The following is a 17,556-nucleotide window of genomic DNA, read 5'->3' as shown; positions in this document are numbered from 1 at the left end:
AAATCGTTAAGGGCCCGGGTTGTGGTAAAGGAGCCTGACTTATAAGGACAATATGATGTTTGGACAACAAAAAAAGCTCGTGCTGCAACTGGACCAGTTGGATGGTCAATGTGGTGCTTTACAGGCGGATCTTAATGCCATTAAGAGCAGTATGGGGTATATCGAGTTTACCCCCACGGGGGAAATTATTGACGCTAACTCCCTGTTTTTACAGACGGTGGGGTACCCCGCCGGCGAGGTGATCGGCCGGCATCATCGTATGTTTTGCGATCCAGGCTACGTCGAGTCTCAGGAGTATCAGCAATTTTGGCAAGATTTACGCGACGGCAAAACGCAAAAAGGTACCTTTAGCCGACGCATTAAAAATGGCGAGATAATCTGGCTTGAGGCCAGCTACTTTCCGGTGTTTTCGGGGGCCAAGGTGGTTAAGGTGATAAAAATCGCCTCGGACGTTACCGCCACTCAGCAGTCGCTGCAAGAGCGCAATGCGCTATTCACTGCGCTGGATACCTCGCTGGCTGTTATTGAGTTTACCCCCGATGGCACGATCTTAACTGCCAATAAAAACTTTCTGCAAACCGTCGGGTATGAATTAACTGAGGTGGTCGGGCAGCACCACAAAATATTTTGCACAGAATCTTTTTATCGCAATAACCCAGATTTTTGGCAGTCGCTGGCGCGGGGCGAGTTTAAATCGGGCAAGTTTGAGCGCCGGGGCAAGAGCGGTCAGGCGATTTGGCTGGAGGCGACTTACAACCCGATTTACGACGATAAAGGCCGCGTGTACAAAGTTATTAAATTTGCCAGTGACATCACGGCTCGTATCAATACGGCCCTGCAGGCTATCGAGACGGCCTCGTCGACCTCAGAGCAGACCACACACATCACCGCCGAGGCGCGCTCGCGCCGAACGACGCTGTAGCCACAGCCAATCAGGTGAGCGAGCAAATCGCGCAGGCCTCAGAGATTACGGATCGGTTGAACTCGCAGTCTGACAGTATCAGTACTATTGTGAGTACCATTCGCTCTATTGCCGACCAGACTAACCTGTTAGCGCTAAATGCGGCCATTGAGGCGGCCCGGGCGGGGGATCAGGGGCGCGGTTTTGCGGTGGTGGCGGATGAGGTTCGCCAGTTGGCGTTTCGCACCAGCGAGGCCACACAGGAGATTGCCTCGGTGGTAAGCCATGACCACGAGCTTACCCGGGCGATACGGGAGAAAATGGATCAAGTCCGGGACATCTCGGGTGAAGGGCAGGCAAAAATAACGGGTTTAACCGAGGGCCTGACCGAGATTGAGCAGGGCGTAAGCCACTTTGCCGAAATGGTAGGGCAGTTAGTCGAGCGTTAAACCCCCCGGTATGAAGCCGCCTGGTAAGTCATCGCATAGATTACAGTGACTGGGCGGCGCAGTAACCACTCGCCCAGGCCCACTGAAAGTTATACCCCCCGAGCCACCCGGTCACATCCAGTACCTCACCGATAAAATACAGCCCGGGTGCTTTTTTCGCTTCAAATGTTTTTGATGAGATCTCGTCGGTATCGATGCCGCCGCGGGTAACTTCGGCGGTGCGATAACCCTCGGTGCCTGCCGGCGTACAATGCCAGTGCTGCAGGCAATTAGCTAAATGCTCGATATCGGAATTGCTCAGTTGCGCTACCGGCGCGCTGGCATAGTGCGCGCCGTGAAATTCGAGCCAGGTTTGCACAAAGCGCTTGGGCAGGTGTTGCGCCAGTAATTTGGTTAGCCCCGCTTTTTCGCCGCTGTCACGCCAGTGCTTCAGTTGCTCGGCAAGGTTTAGCTGGGGTAAAAAGTCGATCACAATCGCCTCGCCCGAGTGCCAATAGTTTGAGATCTGTAAAACGGCCGGGCCGCTGATGCCTTTGTGGGTAAACAGTAATGCCTCGGCAAAGCGCTGTTCGGCGCAGCTAATGGTTACCGGCAGTGCCACGCCCGCCAAAGACTGCGCCAGAGCAAGCAGCTCGCCTTTAAAAGTAAAAGGCACTAAGGTGGCGGCGCGCGGCTTTATTTTTAGGCCAAACTGTTTGGCGATGTCGTAGCCAAAACCGGTGGCGCCCATGGTGGGTATCGACAGGCCGCCCGTGGCAATAACCAGGGATTGGCAACGCCATGGCCCCATGCTGGACTCCAATTGGTAACGATGCTCCGGGGTGTCGATTGGCTCGATTGATTCAATGTCGCAGTGGGTGACGATATCCACGCCGTATTGTTCACACTCGGCGAGTAAGATATTCAGAATATCCTTAGCCTTGTTATCGCAAAACAGTTGGCCGAGGGTTTTCTCGTGATATGCCAGCTGGTACTTTTCGACCAGCGCAATAAAATCCCACTGGTTAAAGCGCGCCAGTGCCGATTTACAAAAGTGCGGGTTATCGCCCAGGTAGTTGGCCGGCTCGACAAAGTAATTGGTGAAGTTGCAGCGGCCACCGCCGGACATCAGGATCTTTTTACCGACCTTGTTGGCGTGATCGAGCAGCGCCACGCGGCGACCTCTGGCGGCCGCGGTGGCGGCGCACATTAAGCCGGCAGCGCCTGCGCCAACAATAATCACATCGTAGCTTTTCATACCCTTACCGACCTGCCCGACAAAAGTCGCCATGATACGTCAAGGTCGGCCGCAAGTCTTGCGGGCGCCGGGTTGCGCTGGCGCTTAGAGGCCCACTTGCTTTAGGTAATTCTGCAGGTAACGCGCCAGCTTGGGGCTGAGCGGGCTAAGTGCACCGCGCCGCTCAAGCGGGATATGCTCGGCGGGGTTGTCCTCGCTAAAGACATAGTGCTCAAAGTAATCTTGCCAGGCGCGGCGCTGCACCGGCGGTAAGTGGCCAATGGTTAATATGGCGTGCACTAACGCGTGCATGGGGGAGCCGGTAAGCTCGGTTAAATGCTCCCACCAATAGTTGACGAGAATATTTACGCTGTCGAAGGATTCCACATTGTGCCACCACAGGGGCGGAATATAGAGCGCATCGCCGGGCTCCAAATCGGCCACCAAGGCGTGTTTTAAGGCTTCTTTATAACGTGGGTGGCGCTCAAAGTCCGGGGCTTGTAAAGAGGCTAAGCTGATGGGTTGGCCCGCCGGGGTGTGATCGATAGGCCCGACATAGAGGTTTTTAATCTGATTAGGCGGAAACAACGTAAAGCGTCGGCGTCCGGCCACAGAGCAGGCAATGTTTTCTGAGGTGTCGAAATGGGCCGGAATATTAACGGCGTTGCCAATCCAAATATTGGGCTGTACCGTTTTATCCACCAAGCTCAGGGTATTATCTGTGTCAAACCCCGGTAAGGCCCCTGCTATTTTCGTCGCGCCCATGTAAATGGCGGCAGGCTTAGGAGTGTCTTGCATCTTCTCGAGCCGGGCCAATATAGAACGAAAAGCGCCTTTTCTGTGCTCAAAGTTAAAGCCGCTCATGCTTTGATTATAAAAAAACCGCCCCGCAATGTCTGGCGGCCCTAAAAATAGCTTAACCGGCTCGTCGGTGGCGTATTGGCCGAGGTAGGCAAATAAATCACTGCGAGAGCGTAAACCGGCCGCTACCGCTGGCCAGTGTTTTACCAGAGCGCGCATAATCACGGGCTGGCCTGCGGGGACGATGTCGTTATCGAAGATGTCAGAGTCGACCGTGTGGCATTCGCGTACGGGGTTTAGCGAGTTGGACATAGCAGCAGCGGGTTAAGGTATTGAGCTGCCGAGTGTAGGGGGATCGGCCAGTGCTGCCAAGGGTGCTTTACGTTTCTATAACGTCGGGCTTTTGGGGTGGCGTTATAAGTAGCGTTATAAGTGGCGTTATCAATAGAGGTAATTTGTGATGCTAAGCGTTAGCCAATCGTACTAGTCTGCGCGATTGGCTAAGCCTTACTACCAGCTGGAGCCGGCCTGAATGTACCATGCCGACTCTTCTGGCCCCCAGGCGACATCCACGCCCATGGTAAAGCCGTAGCGCCGCGCAATCAGGTAACGAAAACCGGTGCCGTAGCTCTCGACATTGTCGGCATCGCCGGTCAGCTCACTCCAGTTTTCGGCGACAAAGCCGGCGCCACCAAAGCCTTTAAGGTGCCAGCGTGGCGTTAGTTTATAGGTGGCTTCCAGCTCGCTAATAAAAGCCTGATTGTTTTGGTAGCGGGCCGCGGGTATGCCGCGCATACGCAAACCCGGCAGAGCGTAGGGCGGTAGGGTTTCACCGCCGGCGGGCTCGACACTTTGGTAATCAAGGCGCAGAGCAAGGTTAACTTTATCGCTTAAGCGCCAATAATTTAAGCCGGTAAACTGGTACTGGGTGTAATTTAAATCACTGCCAATGGCATCATCAAACTGTACCGCCCGGGCGCGGTAGTTATAACCCGCCTCGGGGTTCATGGGGTTGTCGCGCGAGTCGTACTCAAGAACCAGCCCCAGCCCCGAGGTGTCCTCGCTAACGTCCAGCCGGTTTTGCAAAAAATTTTCGACTTTGTCGTTTAGCTCATCGTTGGGCAATAGCCCGATGTCGATATTGTTGGCGAGTTTAGTCTCCATGTGCTGATAGGTTTGGTAAACGCCGGCAAACCATTTGCTGCCGCCTAAGCGGAAGGTCAGCTTTTGCAGCATGGCGGGGCCGCTAATGTTTAACTCGACGGGATTTTGTAAATCCACATTAGCAATACGGTAAAAATCCAGGTTAATGTCCGGGTAGGCGATACCGCCTTTGTAGCGGATCGTATCGCCCCGCCAAAAACCAATGTGGCCCGCGCCGCCAAATTTGGTGCCGTTTTCGGTGGCGGCCGCGCCGAGAATACTAATATTCTCGGGTACTACGCCGGTGGTCTTGGCGCCCTCTTTTTGCTCGTCGGACTCGTGAAAAAATACCCCCATGACCCCTAAGCCATTGCCGGTCGCGGGCTCGGTAATAATCACCGGCACGGGTAAAAAGCCGAGCATATGTTGGCTTAAAAACTGGCTGGCATCGAGCATGCCGTCTTCGGGATCGATAAAGTCTTCGCTGATGGCAAAACTGTGGGCGGCGGCAAACGCCAGAGTGAGAGGGGCGGCTTTAAGTAACGTCAGAGGCTTCATAATCTATCCTTGTGCAGCACTGACCACTAAGGTTAGCTGATAAAAGCCTATAAGGGTAGTAATGGCCCCGGACAATATCCGGGGCTGGGCGGGTATTAAAGGTTGCGCATTTTAATGTTGCGAAACCACACTTTATCGCCGTGATCCTGCAGCAGAATGTGGCCGCCGGAGGTTTTGGCAAAATCGCTCCAGTCGGCGAACTTGCTGTTGTTAATAAGCTGCTGCCACTGGGGCGAGGCCATATCCGTTTCTACAAGCTTGTAGCCGTTTAGCCAGTGCTCGATTTTACCGTTATTCACCACCAGACGGGTGCGGTTCCATTGCCCGGCGGGCAGTACCGTGACGAATTTTGATTTTATCAAATCGTACAAATCGCCAGCGCGGTGTTTTTCAATTTTGCCGTCCGGGTGGCCGGGGTTGTCCAGCAACTGGTATTCGGGGCCACTCTGGTAGGCGTGTTCTAGCTCGGGTTTTTCTTTGACGTTGTAGAGTATGCCACTGTTGCCATCGTTGGCCAGCTTCCATTCCAGGCGCAACTCAAAGCTTGTCACCGGCTCTGGGCTGATCACGACATCGCCGCCTCCGGGGGTTGTCCAGCCTTTATCGTCCGGGGTGCGGCCGGTTAAGTGCAGTGTGCCGTCGTCGACTACCCAGCGCTCGCCTAGTGTGTCGCTGTTGTAGTTGCGCAAGCCGTTTAGGGTTTTGCCAACCGTCGGCGTGTTCTTGCTTGGTGAGTTGGTTGTGGTTAACGCGATAGTCGCTATTGATATCAACCGGTTTGTTTGCGGGTATGGCATTTAAGGTGTACCAGGCCTCGGTGGTCCACAACTCTCGGTCGCTGGCGCTGCTAAATGGGCGCTTAATACGAAAATACACCAGGTGATTTTGTTTTAATCCGGCCAGTTTAAATTGCGCGCGGGTGCGATCGTCGGACAGCGCAAACGCCTGCACCTCTAGTGGGCCTTTATCTAATTTGGGGCCGCCGTATTCGGCCGTGGGTTCATAGCGCCACTGAATGATCTCAAAGTCATCGGCGGTGACGTTTTGCCCGGCTTTTAGCGGCTCGGTAAAGGTAATTTCAAAACCATCGCTGCGCGCACTGACGCTGAGCATTTCAAAGGTGGTGTTGCCGTTGTAACTTAAGCGCTGCAAGCCATACCAGTTTTTACCCGCGTGACTCCAGTTACCGGGGTTGCCCACGCCGCCGGCAATCAGCGAGCCATCGGGTGCCCAATCTAAACGGTTAATGCCGGCTTCTAAGCCTTGCGTAAAACGAAACACGGCGCCCTGTAACCGGCCGTTCACCCGCTCGGCAAAAACACGCTTGATACCACCGTGGGTGACTTCGCCGTGAATCATTTGGTTTTGGTAGGGGCCAACATTCAGAGGTGCCGGTTCGCTCGGGGAGTTACCAATCTCATCTTGCGGCAGCCACACTACCGGCAAGGTTTCTTGCAAGTTGGCGGTGCCTGCAAAGTCGACCGAGCGCGAGCCGTACCACGCGCCCTCGGTAAGCTCGACAATTTTACTGGCCGGTAGCCAGTCGCCTTGGTTGTCGGCAATAAATAGCTTGTTATCGGTGCCAAAACCGATACCGTTGGGGGTGCGTAAACCGTTGGCGACAAACTCTACCGTACCGTCGGCTTTACTGATCTTCATGGCGCTGCCACGGTTGGCGGCTTGCGGGTCGGCACTGGCGCCGCCGGGTAAAATCGCGGTGGCAAGCGTTGCGTAAAAATAGCCGTCTAAGTACTCCAGCCCAAAGCTAAACTCGTGAAAGTTGCCGGTCACGGCCCAGTCGTTAGCGACCTTTTGGTACTCATCGATAATGTCATCACCGTTGACGTCGACCAGGCGGGTGAGCTCTTGTTTTTGCATCACGTAAATGTCGCCATCGACCACTTGTACACCAAGCGGCTCGGCCAGGCCGCGGGCGATGCGTTTAACCGTTATTTGCTCGGGCGGCGCGTTGAAGTTAGACACTAAATACACCGAGCCTTGCGGATCCCACGTTGATACCACCATACGGCCATCGTCTAAAAAGTCGATGCCACCCACCATGGGTTCAAACGCTTTGGGCCGCGCTTGGTGTAAATCGAACGAGGGGTGAACACCGGCAACTTCGTGCTGATCACCGGGAATGGTTTTAATAATATCCGGGTCGGTAATCACCGGTTTAACGGTGCGCACATCATTTGGGGTTGCCAGTAACATGCTCTCGGGCACTAGCTCAAATTCGCCCGAGGTCGGGTTTTTCCACTGTAGCGATAACGCCGCGCCCGAGGTGCCCTGAAAAAATATAATCTCTAGCGGGTGAATACCGGGCGCGAGTGAGACCTCGGTGTCCATCGGGTCGGGGCCGTGAAACCCCCAGTGATCAATGGCGAGCTTACCGTCTAAATACAAATACGAGCCGTCATCGCTTACCAAACGCAAAGTGGTGTTAAGTGGCTCGGTAAGGTTTAAATTGGTTTTTACCTGATACGCAAAGCGCTCTTTGATGGGCTCAAACCCGTCGATATCGGGCAAGTGCAATTGCGGGGTGTGCGCCCCCAGCGCCGGTGGTGTGGTGCGCAGTACCTCAACGTTGGGTTGGTCGCCGCTAAAATAATGTAAATACACCAGCGCGCCCGGGGTGTTCTCGTCCAGTAGTGGTGTTTCGTCTTTTAAATTAACCGGCACGGCTGGCAGGGCCATTGGGCCGGCGCCGCTATCAGCCTCTTCTGTTTTAGGTTTAAGCGCGAGAATATACTCGACCATTTGCGCCGCATCTTGCTTGCTTAAACTGGCGTGGGGCGTCATGGGCACTTGGCCCCAGTTACCCGCGCCGCCGACAATAATTTTTTCGCTCAGTGCGGCAACGGCGTCGTTCTCATTGGCGTAGCGCGTAGCGATGCTAACGTACGATGGCCCAACCGTTTTTACCTCGGCGTTATGGCACGCGGCGCAATCGCTGTTTTTTATGAGTGCCAGCCCCGGGTGTTCGTCGCTTTGGGTGGCGGGCTCAGGCTCTGCGGTGGCCGCTGGCAATGGCGGGTAAGAGAGTGTCAGTATGGTGGTGCCGTTGCTCAGGTGTAACGTGTCGCCCTCGATAGCGCCATCGCCTTTCACGTCAAAGCTTTGCGGTAAGGCTAAACCGGCTAACGTCGCTTGTTGCTCACCACTAAGGCCGTTTACCTCGAACGTGCGAGTGAGTATTACCCCCTCGGCCGATAGGGCGTGACTCGGGGTTTCGGTAATGGTGATATCACCATTGCCAAAGCGCAGTTGGGCGCTGTCACCATTTAGCCGGTAACCCTGATAATCGATGCCGTCCGCCCAGTGGCTTGCGCCGTTTAACAGATAGTTGCGCGGCGGTGTCGTCGGCTGCGGCCCGTGTTTTTGATCGTACACGGCGCCCGAAAACTCTACGCGGCCATCCCACACTTTATACAGCTCGCCACCGTCGGTGTCGTAGGCAACGCTCAGCTCATCGTCTAGCCGGACGGTGAGTACGCGGGGCTTGCCGTCCAGTACCGAACGAAACGCCGGCATCGGGCCGCTAAGATCTGTGCTCGCGGTGGTTTGGGTGGGGGCGTCGGGGCTGCAGGCGGTTAACACCAGCGCGCTGCTTACCAGTAGTAGTGATGGGTGGCAGTTGAATAAAGTCGGCATAGCGGCCTCCGCAGTGTGCTCGTTATTATCGGTATAGGATTTCTCTGTGCGGAAGTGTGCCACGGCGAAAGGCGCCGCGGCGGTTGAATACGTTTTCATAACCGTAAACTAAACGGGTTTTAACGCTTCCTTACAGACGGCCCAGGAGATTAATGCCAATCAGCACCAGAATGCCGATTTGCGCAAACAGCGCAATACCGTAAAAGTAACTGCGCGGGCTGGGGTTTTTCTCGGTGGCGATGGCGTAGTAAAGCACCATGTGGACAATTCGTGCCAGGGCGTAAACCATCACCAAAATGCCAATCCAGCGCGGGTTGGTACCGCTAAACACCGCGAGAAACACACTGCCGATAAACAGCGGAAAGTTCTCCAGCGAGTTCATAAAGGTGCGATTGGCGCGAAACACAAACGAGTCGTGGGAGAGGTGTTCATCCATCTTGCCCGGTATGGCACCCGGTTGCTTGGCCTTGCTCATGGCGGCAACGGTTGCCTGTACCAACAAGGTAATCAGGGCGACGTAAACCCAAAGATAAGTGAAAGTGTAATCCAACGGCATAGCGGTATCCTTTTGTGAGTAAAAGAGTTTATTCGTGTCAGAGCTTACGCCAGATCAGCAACCGGTTGTTGGCGGGCATCCCGTGATCGTCCTGTAAGTGTAGATGATTGCTCTGGGCCAGTTCGATTAAATCTTCTATAGCGCGAATACCGCTGCCCGGGTCGCGCTGGCGCAGCATTTGGTCAAACGCGGCATTGCTCTCGCTGGTGAATTGGCCGCTGTAATTAAATGGGCCATACAGGGCAAACACGCCTTCGGTGGGTAAGTGCCGGCCCACCTCGTGAAACAAATTTTGCACCAGCGGCCAGCTGACAATATGAGCGGTGTTAGCCGAGTACAGGGCGTCGAACTCGCCCGGCCAGCTGGGTTCCGACAAATCAAAAATCACCGGCCGGTGTAGATTGTCGCTTGGCTGCGAATCGATCCAGCTATTGATGCCCGCGTGATTATGTTCCAGATCGCTGGTTTGCCAAATTAGATGCGGCAAAGCGGGGGCAAAATGCACCGCGTGTTGGCCGGTGCCCGAGCCCACTTCCAGCACCCGGGTGCGATCTGAAAGCACATTTTGCAAAATGGTAAGAATGGGTTGTTTGTTGTTTTCGCACGCTTGGGAAAAGGGTAAGGACATAGAAAGATCGTTGGTTGAGAGTGATAGTGGTGGCTAGGTTTTTGGCGCTGCATTAAAAGGACTAGCGGGTAACGGTGGACGGGGAATGGAGTACGGGGGCGAGAAATTTTCCGTTCCCCGTCCCCCTTAAACCGTCCTCCGACCTTTAATACTTAACACTACACCCATAGGCGCGGGTGGCAGGTTCAGCCACTGGCTCGCCGGCCATGGCCGAGTCCAGTGCGGCGGCTAAGTAGTTGTGCGAGTCGGGGATGACCGCCGGGTTGGCGGAGTCGTTATCGTCGATGGCGCCGGCGTAGACCACATCGCCCTCGGGGTTAATGACAAACATATGTGGCGTGGTCTTGGCGCCATAGTCGCGGCCCATGTTGCCGTCTGGGTCTAGCACAAACGCGCTGCTGGCGTTTAGGTTGTGGCTCTCGGCTTCGGCTTTGGCTTCAACCGGGCCGAGATAACCTTGCTTGCCCTCGGCAGACGAAATCACTGTTAACCAGTTAACGCCTTGGTCGGTGTACTTTTTTTGCAGCGCCTGCATATTGCCGCTGCCGTAGTGCTTGCGCACATAGGGGCAATCTTTGTTAAACCACTCGAGCACTAGCCACTCACCTTCATAGTCGGTCAGTGAGTGCATCTCGCCGGAGGCGTCCACCTCGGAAAAGGCCGGGGCGGATTCGCCGGGGGTGGCCACGGCAAAGCTTAAGCTTGGCACAGCCAGGGCGGCGGCAAATAACAACGGGCGGATCGGGTTGCGGACGTTCATCTCGGATCTCCAATAGTTGGGTTATTCGCTATCAAACAGTTCGCTTATCATGCGCTCTTGCAATAGCTGCGGCAAGAGCTGCGCCTGTCGGCTGCCCGCCGGGTACCAGGCGTAAACCGGCAGTGAGTTGCGCCCCAGCGCTTCAAGTGCTTCGGTTATTGCCGGGTCAAAACGGGTCCAGTCGGCGCGTATCGCCAGTACATTATGCCGCGTAAATAATTCACGGGTGTGATCGGTATCTAACACCAGCTTTTTATTCACCTGACAGGTAATGCACCAGGCGGCGGTGTAGTCGATAAACACGGCGCGGCCGGCGGCGCGGGCCTCGGCTATGGCGGTTTTATCGTAGCTTTGCCACAACGTGTTGCCCGCTTGGGGGGTAGGTGCTTCGGCGCGTATTAAGGCGGCGCCGCTTATGGTGATTGCGCTAAGAGCGATCGCCACGGCGAGCGCGGTACGTAGGCGCCCCGCCCCGTGTGCCAGCCACAGCGCGAACGCCAGTGCCAGCAGTAACGAGCAACCCAGTACCCAGCCGATATCGCCCACCAGTTTGCCCAACACCCACAGCAGCCAGATAACCGTAGCGTATAAAGGAAAGGCAAAAAATTGGCGCAGGGTGTCCATCCAGGGGCCGGGTTTGGGCAGGCGCTTAAGCAGCGCCGGCGACGCGCTTAACAGTAAAAATGGCGCGGCTAAGCCCGCCCCTAAGCCGATAAAAATCGCCAGCGCCGATACCGCAGGTAATACCGCGGCCGCCCCCAGGGCGGCACCCATAAAGGGGCCGGTGCAGGGCGCGGCGACAAACACCGCCAGTATCCCGGTGGCAAAGGCGCCGCCGCGGGCGCCGCCGGCCAGGTTCATCAATTTGTGACCAAACTCAAAGACCCCGCTAAACGATAGCGCCATAAGCCAAAACAGCACCGCCAGCGCCAGTACCACCGGTGCCGACTGCAACTGAAACCCCCAGCCAATAGCGCTGCCGCCGGCGCGCAGCGCCAGCAATAACCCGCCCAGCAGAGCAAAGGTCGTCAGTACCCCGGCGCTGTATAGCAAACCTTCGCCAAGGCGCTCGCGGCGGGTGACCCCCGGTTGCAGCAAGCTAAAAATCTTAATAGAAAGCACCGGAAATACGCAGGGCATTAAATTGAGAATCACACCGCCGGCAAAGGCCGCCACTAACAGCAGCCACAGTGCGGTGGTAGCGGTTGTGGGTGCGTCGGCTGTTGCATTATTGCCAAGTGCCACGGAGTCAAATTGCCAGGCGCGCCCCTGTTGCGCGATGACAAACCCGGCGCTGGCCGGTGCACTTACACCGGGCTGAGTCGTAAAGCGAAACTGGTAGCCGGAGTCGGTCGCAGTGGCCTTGGGCGCCTGGGCGATCAGCCAGTCGCCGTTGATGGGGAATACCTCGGGGGCGGGCCCGCTGCCGTTTAGCGTGAGCGAGGCGCTGCCATCTGTGTCTGCACTCAGTGCGGTCGCTTGCCACGGGCTGCCGGCCGCACCTTGTGGCACCCGTGCGGCAAAGGTATCGAGCAACGCTTTATCACTTTTGTTCCACCCGGCGGTGTCGGCAACCGGCCACTGGCCGCTCATTTGCCCAAAGCCGGGGATACAGTCGATTTTGCACACTAACCACTCGAGGTTTATGTCGAGTGCAATCGATGTGCTTCCCGGCTCGGGCGTTAGCTCAAATAAATAGGCGACATTGCCCTCGTAGCCGAGGTTGGTTAAGTGCTCGATGGGTAGGCGGGCGGGGTAGGGCCACTGAATATCACCGGCAGTGGCGCCCGTGGCGGTTATGTCAAAGCGCGGTGCGGCGCCCGAGTCGCCGGCGTTTTGCCAGTACACATGCCACTGCGGGTCCACCTCAAAGTAAAAGCCTACGGTAGCGGTTTGCCCGGCGGCAAATTGGCTGGGGGTGATTAAGCGCACATTTACATGGTCGCCCGAGGCGATGGTGCCCGCCTGCGCGGGCAATGCCAAAGCAAACAGCAACGCTAAAAAAATAAAAGGTTGCGCGAGCACCGCAGGTTTCATGGGTCACCTCAAATAAAATTAATTTAGTTATAAAACCTGTGCTGTCATAAAACGATAACAGCTATCACGCACGATACCCTACCGCTAATAATCACAACAATATTCCGCCCCTCAAAGCTACTTGGTAAGCGTTTGAGCGGGCGCTGTTTACTTTACCAGCCGACAATGGGGAAAGGTATGAAACGCACCGTATTTTGTTGTAGTGCGATGATTGCGATACTGATGATGTTGTTGCCAGTGCAGCGGGCATTGGCTGCTCCCGATGGTATTGCGCCTTACATCGAATTACAGCGAGAGCTGTTTCTGGCCGGCTTGTATTTACCCGAGCCCGTCAGCAATGCGCAGCAAGCGCTTAGCCTGCGAGGTTCGCGGCAAATGGAAATTCGTTTTGTCGCCGATCATATGACGGCGGGAAAACTGTCGCGGATGTTTTTACAGAGTATCGCCATTAACAACCCCGCTACCGCCCAGCGCGCCAGTGGCGAGTCGCTGGCCAGTTTTTTTAACGCCTTTAAAGGCAGCTTACGGCGCGGCGATATTCTCTCGATTAGCGAGCGCACAGATGGCAGTGGTGTGAACGTTTACCTTAATCGGCAGCGCCTAATCAGCCTGGACGACGGCAATTTTTTTAATATGTTGCTGGTGACCTGGATTGGTTCGGTGCCGCCTAGCCGTGAATTTAAAAGCGCACTACTGGGCGACTCGGCGGCGGGTGATATTGCGCGCTACGGGCAGATAACTCCGGCGGATGAGCGTTTGGGTTTAGTCGCCCAGTGGCAAAATCCCGCCCCTAAAGTGGCCGCGCCTTCGTCGGCTGCCAGCAAGGCGCCGGTGGCATCTAATAGCAGCGACGCCGCTAACACGACTTCCGCCACGGTGGCAGAGCGTCAGGCCAGCGTGGCGGTCGTGCCCGCGCCCGCGGTGGCGGCGGTGACGCTGCCCAGACCTGAGCTGGGCGCGAGTACAAAGGTGGCAGAGCAGGCCGCTAGCAGCCGCGCCCCGGAGCCGGAGGCCGTTAGTAGCCCCGCCGCCGCAACACAAGCGCCCGCCGCGGTTGCCAGCTCGAGCGCAGCGCCATCCTCGCCCGCGCCTGCGGCGATAGCAGCGGCCGGTGTGGCCGAGCCGGAGGAAGATCTGCCGGACTTCTCGGCCGAATCGCTCGGCCTGTTGCAGGATTACACCTCGCAATTAGTCACACTGACTCACGCCGAGATTAAGTACCCGCGCCGCGCCATGAAATTAGAGCAGACCGGCAGTGTGCGTATGGCGGTGGTGATTGACCGCGCCGGCGAGGTGTTGGAGGTGCAGCCGTTGCTGGAGTCGGGGTTTAAGCAGCTCGACGATGCCGTGCGCCGCGCGATCGATAAAGCCGCGCCTTATCCGGCGATCCCCGAAGGGGTAGCGGCCGAGCACTTTGAGTTTGTGTTTCCTATTACCTTTATGCTGGAGCGCTCGTAGCCCGGTTTGACTGAACTATGACGTAAGCCGGCGGTAGGGCTATACTCTCAGAACCAATAATAACTTCTGAGTGGTTTATGGCTAATAGCGGCACGCTAGTGCTTATATTGGCGCAGCTCCTGGCCGTTAGTTTGCTGATTGCGGCTTTGTTGGGGCTGATGCTATGGCGGGTTCGCCAGCGTTACCGGCGGCTGCTGAGCGTCTACGCCAGTTTAAAGCACCAGTCCGATGAGCATACCGAGCCCCACCCTGAGGGTGCCGATCGCGCTGAGCCCGTTAAGCGTATCGATTGGCCTGCGCTTGAGGCTGAATCCCTTACTCGCTACCAAAGCTTTAGTGAAAAAACCTTAGGCGACTATGCCGCCGACGACCCGTTTAGTGCGCGGATCGCCTCGATCCGTTATCACTACCTACAGGCCGAGCGTCAGGCCGAGCAACAACACACCGAGCACGAGCGTTGGCAAACACTGGAAAAAGCGCTGGCGAAAATCGTCGCTGACATAGCGAGCAGTACCGGTGCAATTGAAGCCCACGAGCCCGATAAAGTTTCGCTGCTGCGCGAGCGCATGAAAACCCTACAGCATGTCGAGCAAGATAACGCCGAGCTGCGCGGGCAAAACCAGCGCTATGATGAAGAGCTAAAAAAACTGCGGCAGTATTACCAAAAATATCGGGCGCTTGTGGCCGATAAAGCCAAACCAGATGCGCCAGACGAGGCCGGCGCAAAAGCGCGCGATAACGCGCAACGTCTAAGCCACGCTAACCACGAGCAGCGCCAGGTAGTGGATACTATGCACAGCCATATCAACAGCGACCCGCACGAGCCTATTTACCGCGAGCGCGACGGCGTGCATCAACAGGTAGGGGCGTTGCAAGAGGGCGTACAACATGTCGATCAAACGCTAGAGCAGCTGCATAAATCGCTGCATCATGACGCCGAGCTGGATAAGCTGACCGTTATTGACAGCCTGCGCAGCAATAATCATCGCCAGCGCAACACCATTGCTAATTTGCACCGCGAGTTAAGTGAGCTGCAGCATTCCCTAGACAATGATGAGCACGATAAAAAAGGCCAGACCGACGCCCTAGAGCGCATGTTGCACGAGTGCGAAGGATGCATCGCAACTCTCGAGAGCGAAGTGGCTTATTTGCAGGGTTTGCTTGAGCAAACGCCACCCACCCCAGAGCCCCCACCGCCGCCGGTCACCCCGGTATTACCCGATAATACACTGGCCGAAACACTGTTGGCATTTTCGGTGGCGGTGCAGGAAAAGCACAGCCCGGACGAGATTATTGCCCTGCTGGCCGATACTCTGGTGCAGCTAAATTTACCCTATGTCGCGGCCGTATCCTTTGCCCAGGAGACAGCGTTTGGCGGCTCGGCTAATCTGGATAACAACACCTTGCGGCAACGGCTAATGGATATCGCCGATGTAAGCTTGCAAGAGCACAGTGCCGAGGGGTTGTTTTTTTCCCGGCGATGCTTGCAGCTGTTTGTGCCCGAAGCGGCACTGGCCGATATTGATTTTAAAGAACTCACATGTCTGCTGGATGTGATGCACTCGCTGATACTGTTGCAGTTAGAGCAGCACGGCTTTAGTCAACAGTTGCAACATCACCACCGGCAGGTGCTGACACTGGAGCAAGCCATTCGCGCTGGCATAACCAATATCGATATCCAGTACGCGTATCAAACCGAAGAGGTAAAACGGATTGCGGCCTCGCTGTTAACCGAGCTGGACGAGTTATTGTTGGGGCTGGATACGGACGATGAAATGCGCGAGGTGTTTAGCAATGTGATTGCCGAGGCGCAGCAGCGCTTTGCGTTATTGCACGAGGCGGGCTCGGTAATCGACAACGAGTTTACCCGGTTGTCGAACGCGCTGGATGCTTTAGAGAAACAATAGTGCGTGCAAACCCGGCGCTGGTAAACGTAAACACTTACCAGCGCCGGGTTTATCTTAAAACAGTACGCGGCAGCGAATCGTGCCTTCAATATTGCGCAGTTGCTCTAACGCGGTTTCGCTATAGGGCGAGTGTACATCCAATACCACATAACCCACTTTATCGTTGGTTTGCAGGTACTGCGACGAAATATTAATGTCGTTATCCGAGAACACTTTGTTAATAGCCGATAACACGCCGGGCACATTGGCGTGTACGTGCAACAAGCGGTGGGCGTCCGGATGCTCGGGCAGCGCCACCTCGGGGAAGTTAACCGAGGTAATGGTGGTGCCGTTATCCGAGTAGCGCACCAGTTTTTCGGCCACTTCTACGCCGATGTTCTCTTGCGCTTCTTGCGTAGAGCCGCCAATGTGCGGTGTAAGAATCACATTGTCCAGCCCGCGCAACGGGCTGACAAACTCGTCGTCGTTGCCTTTTGGCTCTACCGGGAATACGTCAATCGCCGCACCGGCGATGTGCTTGTTTTTTACCGCCGCGGCCAGCGCGTCGATATCCACAACGGTGCCGCGCGAGGCGTTGATTAAGTAGGCGCCTTTTTTCATCAGGCCCAGCTCGCGCTCGCCGATCATGTTTTTGGTCGAGCCGGTCTCGGGTACGTGCAAGCTGATGACGTCCGCGGTTTGCAGCAGCTCGTCCAGCGAGCGCACCTGCGAGGCGTTACCCAGCGGTAGCTTGGCTACCACATCGTAAAACTTAACCTTCATGCCCATCGACTCGGCCAGCACGCTGGTCTGGCTGCCAATCGAGCCGTAACCGATCAGGCCCAGGGTTTTGCCGCGAATCTCGTAAGAGCCGGCCGCCGATTTTAACCAGCCGCCGCGGTGGCAGACGATGTTTTTCTCGGGGATGCCGCGCATCATCAGGATGGCTTCGGCAATCACCAGCTCGGCTACCGAGCGGGTGTTGGAGTAAGGCGCGTTAAATACCGCTACGCCGTGCTCTTGCGCCGCCTGCAAATCCACCTGATTGGTGCCAATGCAAAAGCAGCCGGCGGCGATTAATTTGGGGGCATTGTCAAACACCCGGCGGGTTAGCTGAGTGCGCGAGCGCAGGCCAACAAAGTGAGCGTCTTTGATCTTCTCGATCAGGTCGTCTTCTGACAGGGCGGTTTTCAGGTATTCGATGTTTTCGTAGCCTGCCGCATGCAGCGTTTCGACGGCGGACTGGTGCACGCCCTCCAGCAGTAAGAACTTAATTTTGCTCTTATCCAGTGACTTTTTGCCCATAAAACAAAGACCTCAACTCGCGCGTTGTCAGAGAATGAAAGGTGGGGGTAGGTTGTTCTGGCCGGCGCCGCCGTCAGAGCCGCGAATGATAGCATAGTTCCGCAGGCGGCTGAACGCGGATTTGCTTGAGCTCCGCAGTGGTTACGATACACCGTTCACCGTTCACCGTTCACCGTTCACCGTTCACCGTTCACCGTTCACCGT

Annotated in this window: 14 protein-coding genes; 4 read left to right on the top strand and 10 right to left on the bottom strand. The window is 56.0% G+C overall.

Annotated elements, in window-relative coordinates; translation table 11 throughout:
• Positions 1 to 52: 52 nt before the first annotated feature.
• Together AAC019_RS04300 and AAC019_RS04295 are read left to right on the top strand one after the other, a co-directional pair.
• A complete protein-coding gene (locus AAC019_RS04300; protein ID WP_339897342.1) occupies positions 53 to 922 on the top strand; it encodes a PAS domain-containing protein in 870 nt (289 codons plus the stop codon).
• A gap of 14 nt (positions 923 to 936) precedes the next feature.
• Entirely contained in the window at positions 937 to 1,350 is a 414-nt protein-coding gene (locus AAC019_RS04295) for a methyl-accepting chemotaxis protein (RefSeq protein ID WP_339897341.1), read from the top strand.
• Positions 1,351 to 1,390: 40 nt separating this feature from the next.
• Here AAC019_RS04295 and AAC019_RS04290 read toward each other — a convergent pair whose 3' ends face one another.
• From AAC019_RS04290 to AAC019_RS04250, 9 genes are all read right to left on the bottom strand, one after another.
• Complete coding sequence (locus AAC019_RS04290; RefSeq protein WP_339897340.1) at positions 1,391 to 2,587, bottom strand: NAD(P)/FAD-dependent oxidoreductase; 1,197 nt, start codon at positions 2,585 to 2,587, stop codon at positions 1,391 to 1,393.
• An 84-nt stretch (positions 2,588 to 2,671) separates the two neighbouring features.
• On the bottom strand, positions 2,672 to 3,679 hold the full coding sequence (locus AAC019_RS04285) for a cupin-like domain-containing protein (protein ID WP_339897339.1): 1,008 nt from the start codon (positions 3,677 to 3,679) through the stop codon (positions 2,672 to 2,674).
• 198 nt (positions 3,680 to 3,877) lie between these two features.
• Complete coding sequence (locus AAC019_RS04280) at positions 3,878 to 5,068, bottom strand: BamA/TamA family outer membrane protein (RefSeq protein WP_339897338.1); 1,191 nt, start codon at positions 5,066 to 5,068, stop codon at positions 3,878 to 3,880.
• Between the two features lie 95 nt (positions 5,069 to 5,163).
• The gene (locus AAC019_RS04275; protein WP_339897337.1) at positions 5,164 to 5,757 is read right to left on the bottom strand and encodes a DUF1080 domain-containing protein; all 594 of its coding nucleotides are present in this window, start codon (positions 5,755 to 5,757) and stop codon (positions 5,164 to 5,166) included.
• Positions 5,669 to 8,722: a PA14 domain-containing protein gene (locus AAC019_RS04270; RefSeq protein WP_339897336.1), complete on the bottom strand. Its 3,054-nt coding sequence runs from the start codon at positions 8,720 to 8,722 to the stop codon at positions 5,669 to 5,671. Before AAC019_RS04270 ends, AAC019_RS04275 begins: the two co-directional genes overlap by 89 nt.
• Before the next feature lie 130 nt (positions 8,723 to 8,852).
• A complete protein-coding gene (locus AAC019_RS04265; RefSeq protein WP_339897335.1) occupies positions 8,853 to 9,278 on the bottom strand; it encodes an MAPEG family protein in 426 nt (141 codons plus the stop codon).
• Between the two features lie 37 nt (positions 9,279 to 9,315).
• Positions 9,316 to 9,906 carry a DUF938 domain-containing protein gene (locus tag AAC019_RS04260; RefSeq protein WP_339897334.1) on the bottom strand — a complete coding sequence of 197 codons (591 nt, stop codon included), beginning with the start codon at positions 9,904 to 9,906 and terminating at the stop codon, positions 9,316 to 9,318.
• A 145-nt stretch (positions 9,907 to 10,051) separates the two neighbouring features.
• Positions 10,052 to 10,666: a thioredoxin family protein gene (locus AAC019_RS04255; protein ID WP_339897333.1), complete on the bottom strand. Its 615-nt coding sequence runs from the start codon at positions 10,664 to 10,666 to the stop codon at positions 10,052 to 10,054.
• A 21-nt stretch (positions 10,667 to 10,687) separates the two neighbouring features.
• Complete coding sequence (locus AAC019_RS04250) at positions 10,688 to 12,703, bottom strand: protein-disulfide reductase DsbD domain-containing protein (RefSeq protein WP_339897332.1); 2,016 nt, start codon at positions 12,701 to 12,703, stop codon at positions 10,688 to 10,690.
• A gap of 177 nt (positions 12,704 to 12,880) precedes the next feature.
• Between AAC019_RS04250 and AAC019_RS04245 the strand changes: the two genes are divergently transcribed.
• A complete protein-coding gene (locus AAC019_RS04245; protein ID WP_339897331.1) occupies positions 12,881 to 14,161 on the top strand; it encodes a TonB family protein in 1,281 nt (426 codons plus the stop codon).
• A 77-nt stretch (positions 14,162 to 14,238) separates the two neighbouring features.
• Positions 14,239 to 16,068 carry a hypothetical protein gene (locus tag AAC019_RS04240; protein WP_339897330.1) on the top strand — a complete coding sequence of 610 codons (1,830 nt, stop codon included), beginning with the start codon at positions 14,239 to 14,241 and terminating at the stop codon, positions 16,066 to 16,068.
• 54 nt (positions 16,069 to 16,122) lie between these two features.
• Here the strand turns inward: AAC019_RS04240 and serA are convergent, their stop codons facing one another.
• A complete protein-coding gene (gene serA / locus AAC019_RS04235) occupies positions 16,123 to 17,352 on the bottom strand; it encodes a phosphoglycerate dehydrogenase (protein WP_339897329.1) in 1,230 nt (409 codons plus the stop codon).
• Positions 17,353 to 17,556 lie beyond the last annotated feature (204 nt).

Source organism: uncultured Gilvimarinus sp., assembly GCF_963975215.1.
Lineage (GTDB): Bacteria > Pseudomonadota > Gammaproteobacteria > Pseudomonadales > Cellvibrionaceae > Gilvimarinus.
The sequence above is the reverse complement of the archived record's forward strand: the minus strand, read 5'-3'. Positions and strand labels throughout refer to the sequence as shown.

What these genes read in the sequence shown, in the direction of transcription:
- AAC019_RS04300 (WP_339897342.1), top strand. Translation starts at nt 53, where the DNA reads ATGATGTTTGGACAACAAAAAAAGCTCGTGCTGCAACTGGACCAGTTG.
- AAC019_RS04290 (WP_339897340.1), bottom strand. Translation starts at nt 2,587, where the DNA reads ATGAAAAGCTACGATGTGATTATTGTTGGCGCAGGCGCTGCCGGCTTA.
- AAC019_RS04285 (WP_339897339.1), bottom strand. Translation starts at nt 3,679, where the DNA reads ATGTCCAACTCGCTAAACCCCGTACGCGAATGCCACACGGTCGACTCT.
- AAC019_RS04280 (WP_339897338.1), bottom strand. Translation starts at nt 5,068, where the DNA reads ATGAAGCCTCTGACGTTACTTAAAGCCGCCCCTCTCACTCTGGCGTTT.
- AAC019_RS04270 (WP_339897336.1), bottom strand. Translation starts at nt 8,722, where the DNA reads ATGCCGACTTTATTCAACTGCCACCCATCACTACTACTGGTAAGCAGC.
- AAC019_RS04265 (WP_339897335.1), bottom strand. Translation starts at nt 9,278, where the DNA reads ATGCCGTTGGATTACACTTTCACTTATCTTTGGGTTTACGTCGCCCTG.
- AAC019_RS04260 (WP_339897334.1), bottom strand. Translation starts at nt 9,906, where the DNA reads ATGTCCTTACCCTTTTCCCAAGCGTGCGAAAACAACAAACAACCCATT.
- AAC019_RS04255 (WP_339897333.1), bottom strand. Translation starts at nt 10,666, where the DNA reads ATGAACGTCCGCAACCCGATCCGCCCGTTGTTATTTGCCGCCGCCCTG.
- AAC019_RS04250 (WP_339897332.1), bottom strand. Translation starts at nt 12,703, where the DNA reads ATGAAACCTGCGGTGCTCGCGCAACCTTTTATTTTTTTAGCGTTGCTG.
- AAC019_RS04245 (WP_339897331.1), top strand. Translation starts at nt 12,881, where the DNA reads ATGAAACGCACCGTATTTTGTTGTAGTGCGATGATTGCGATACTGATG.
- AAC019_RS04240 (WP_339897330.1), top strand. Translation starts at nt 14,239, where the DNA reads ATGGCTAATAGCGGCACGCTAGTGCTTATATTGGCGCAGCTCCTGGCC.
- serA (WP_339897329.1), bottom strand. Translation starts at nt 17,352, where the DNA reads ATGGGCAAAAAGTCACTGGATAAGAGCAAAATTAAGTTCTTACTGCTG.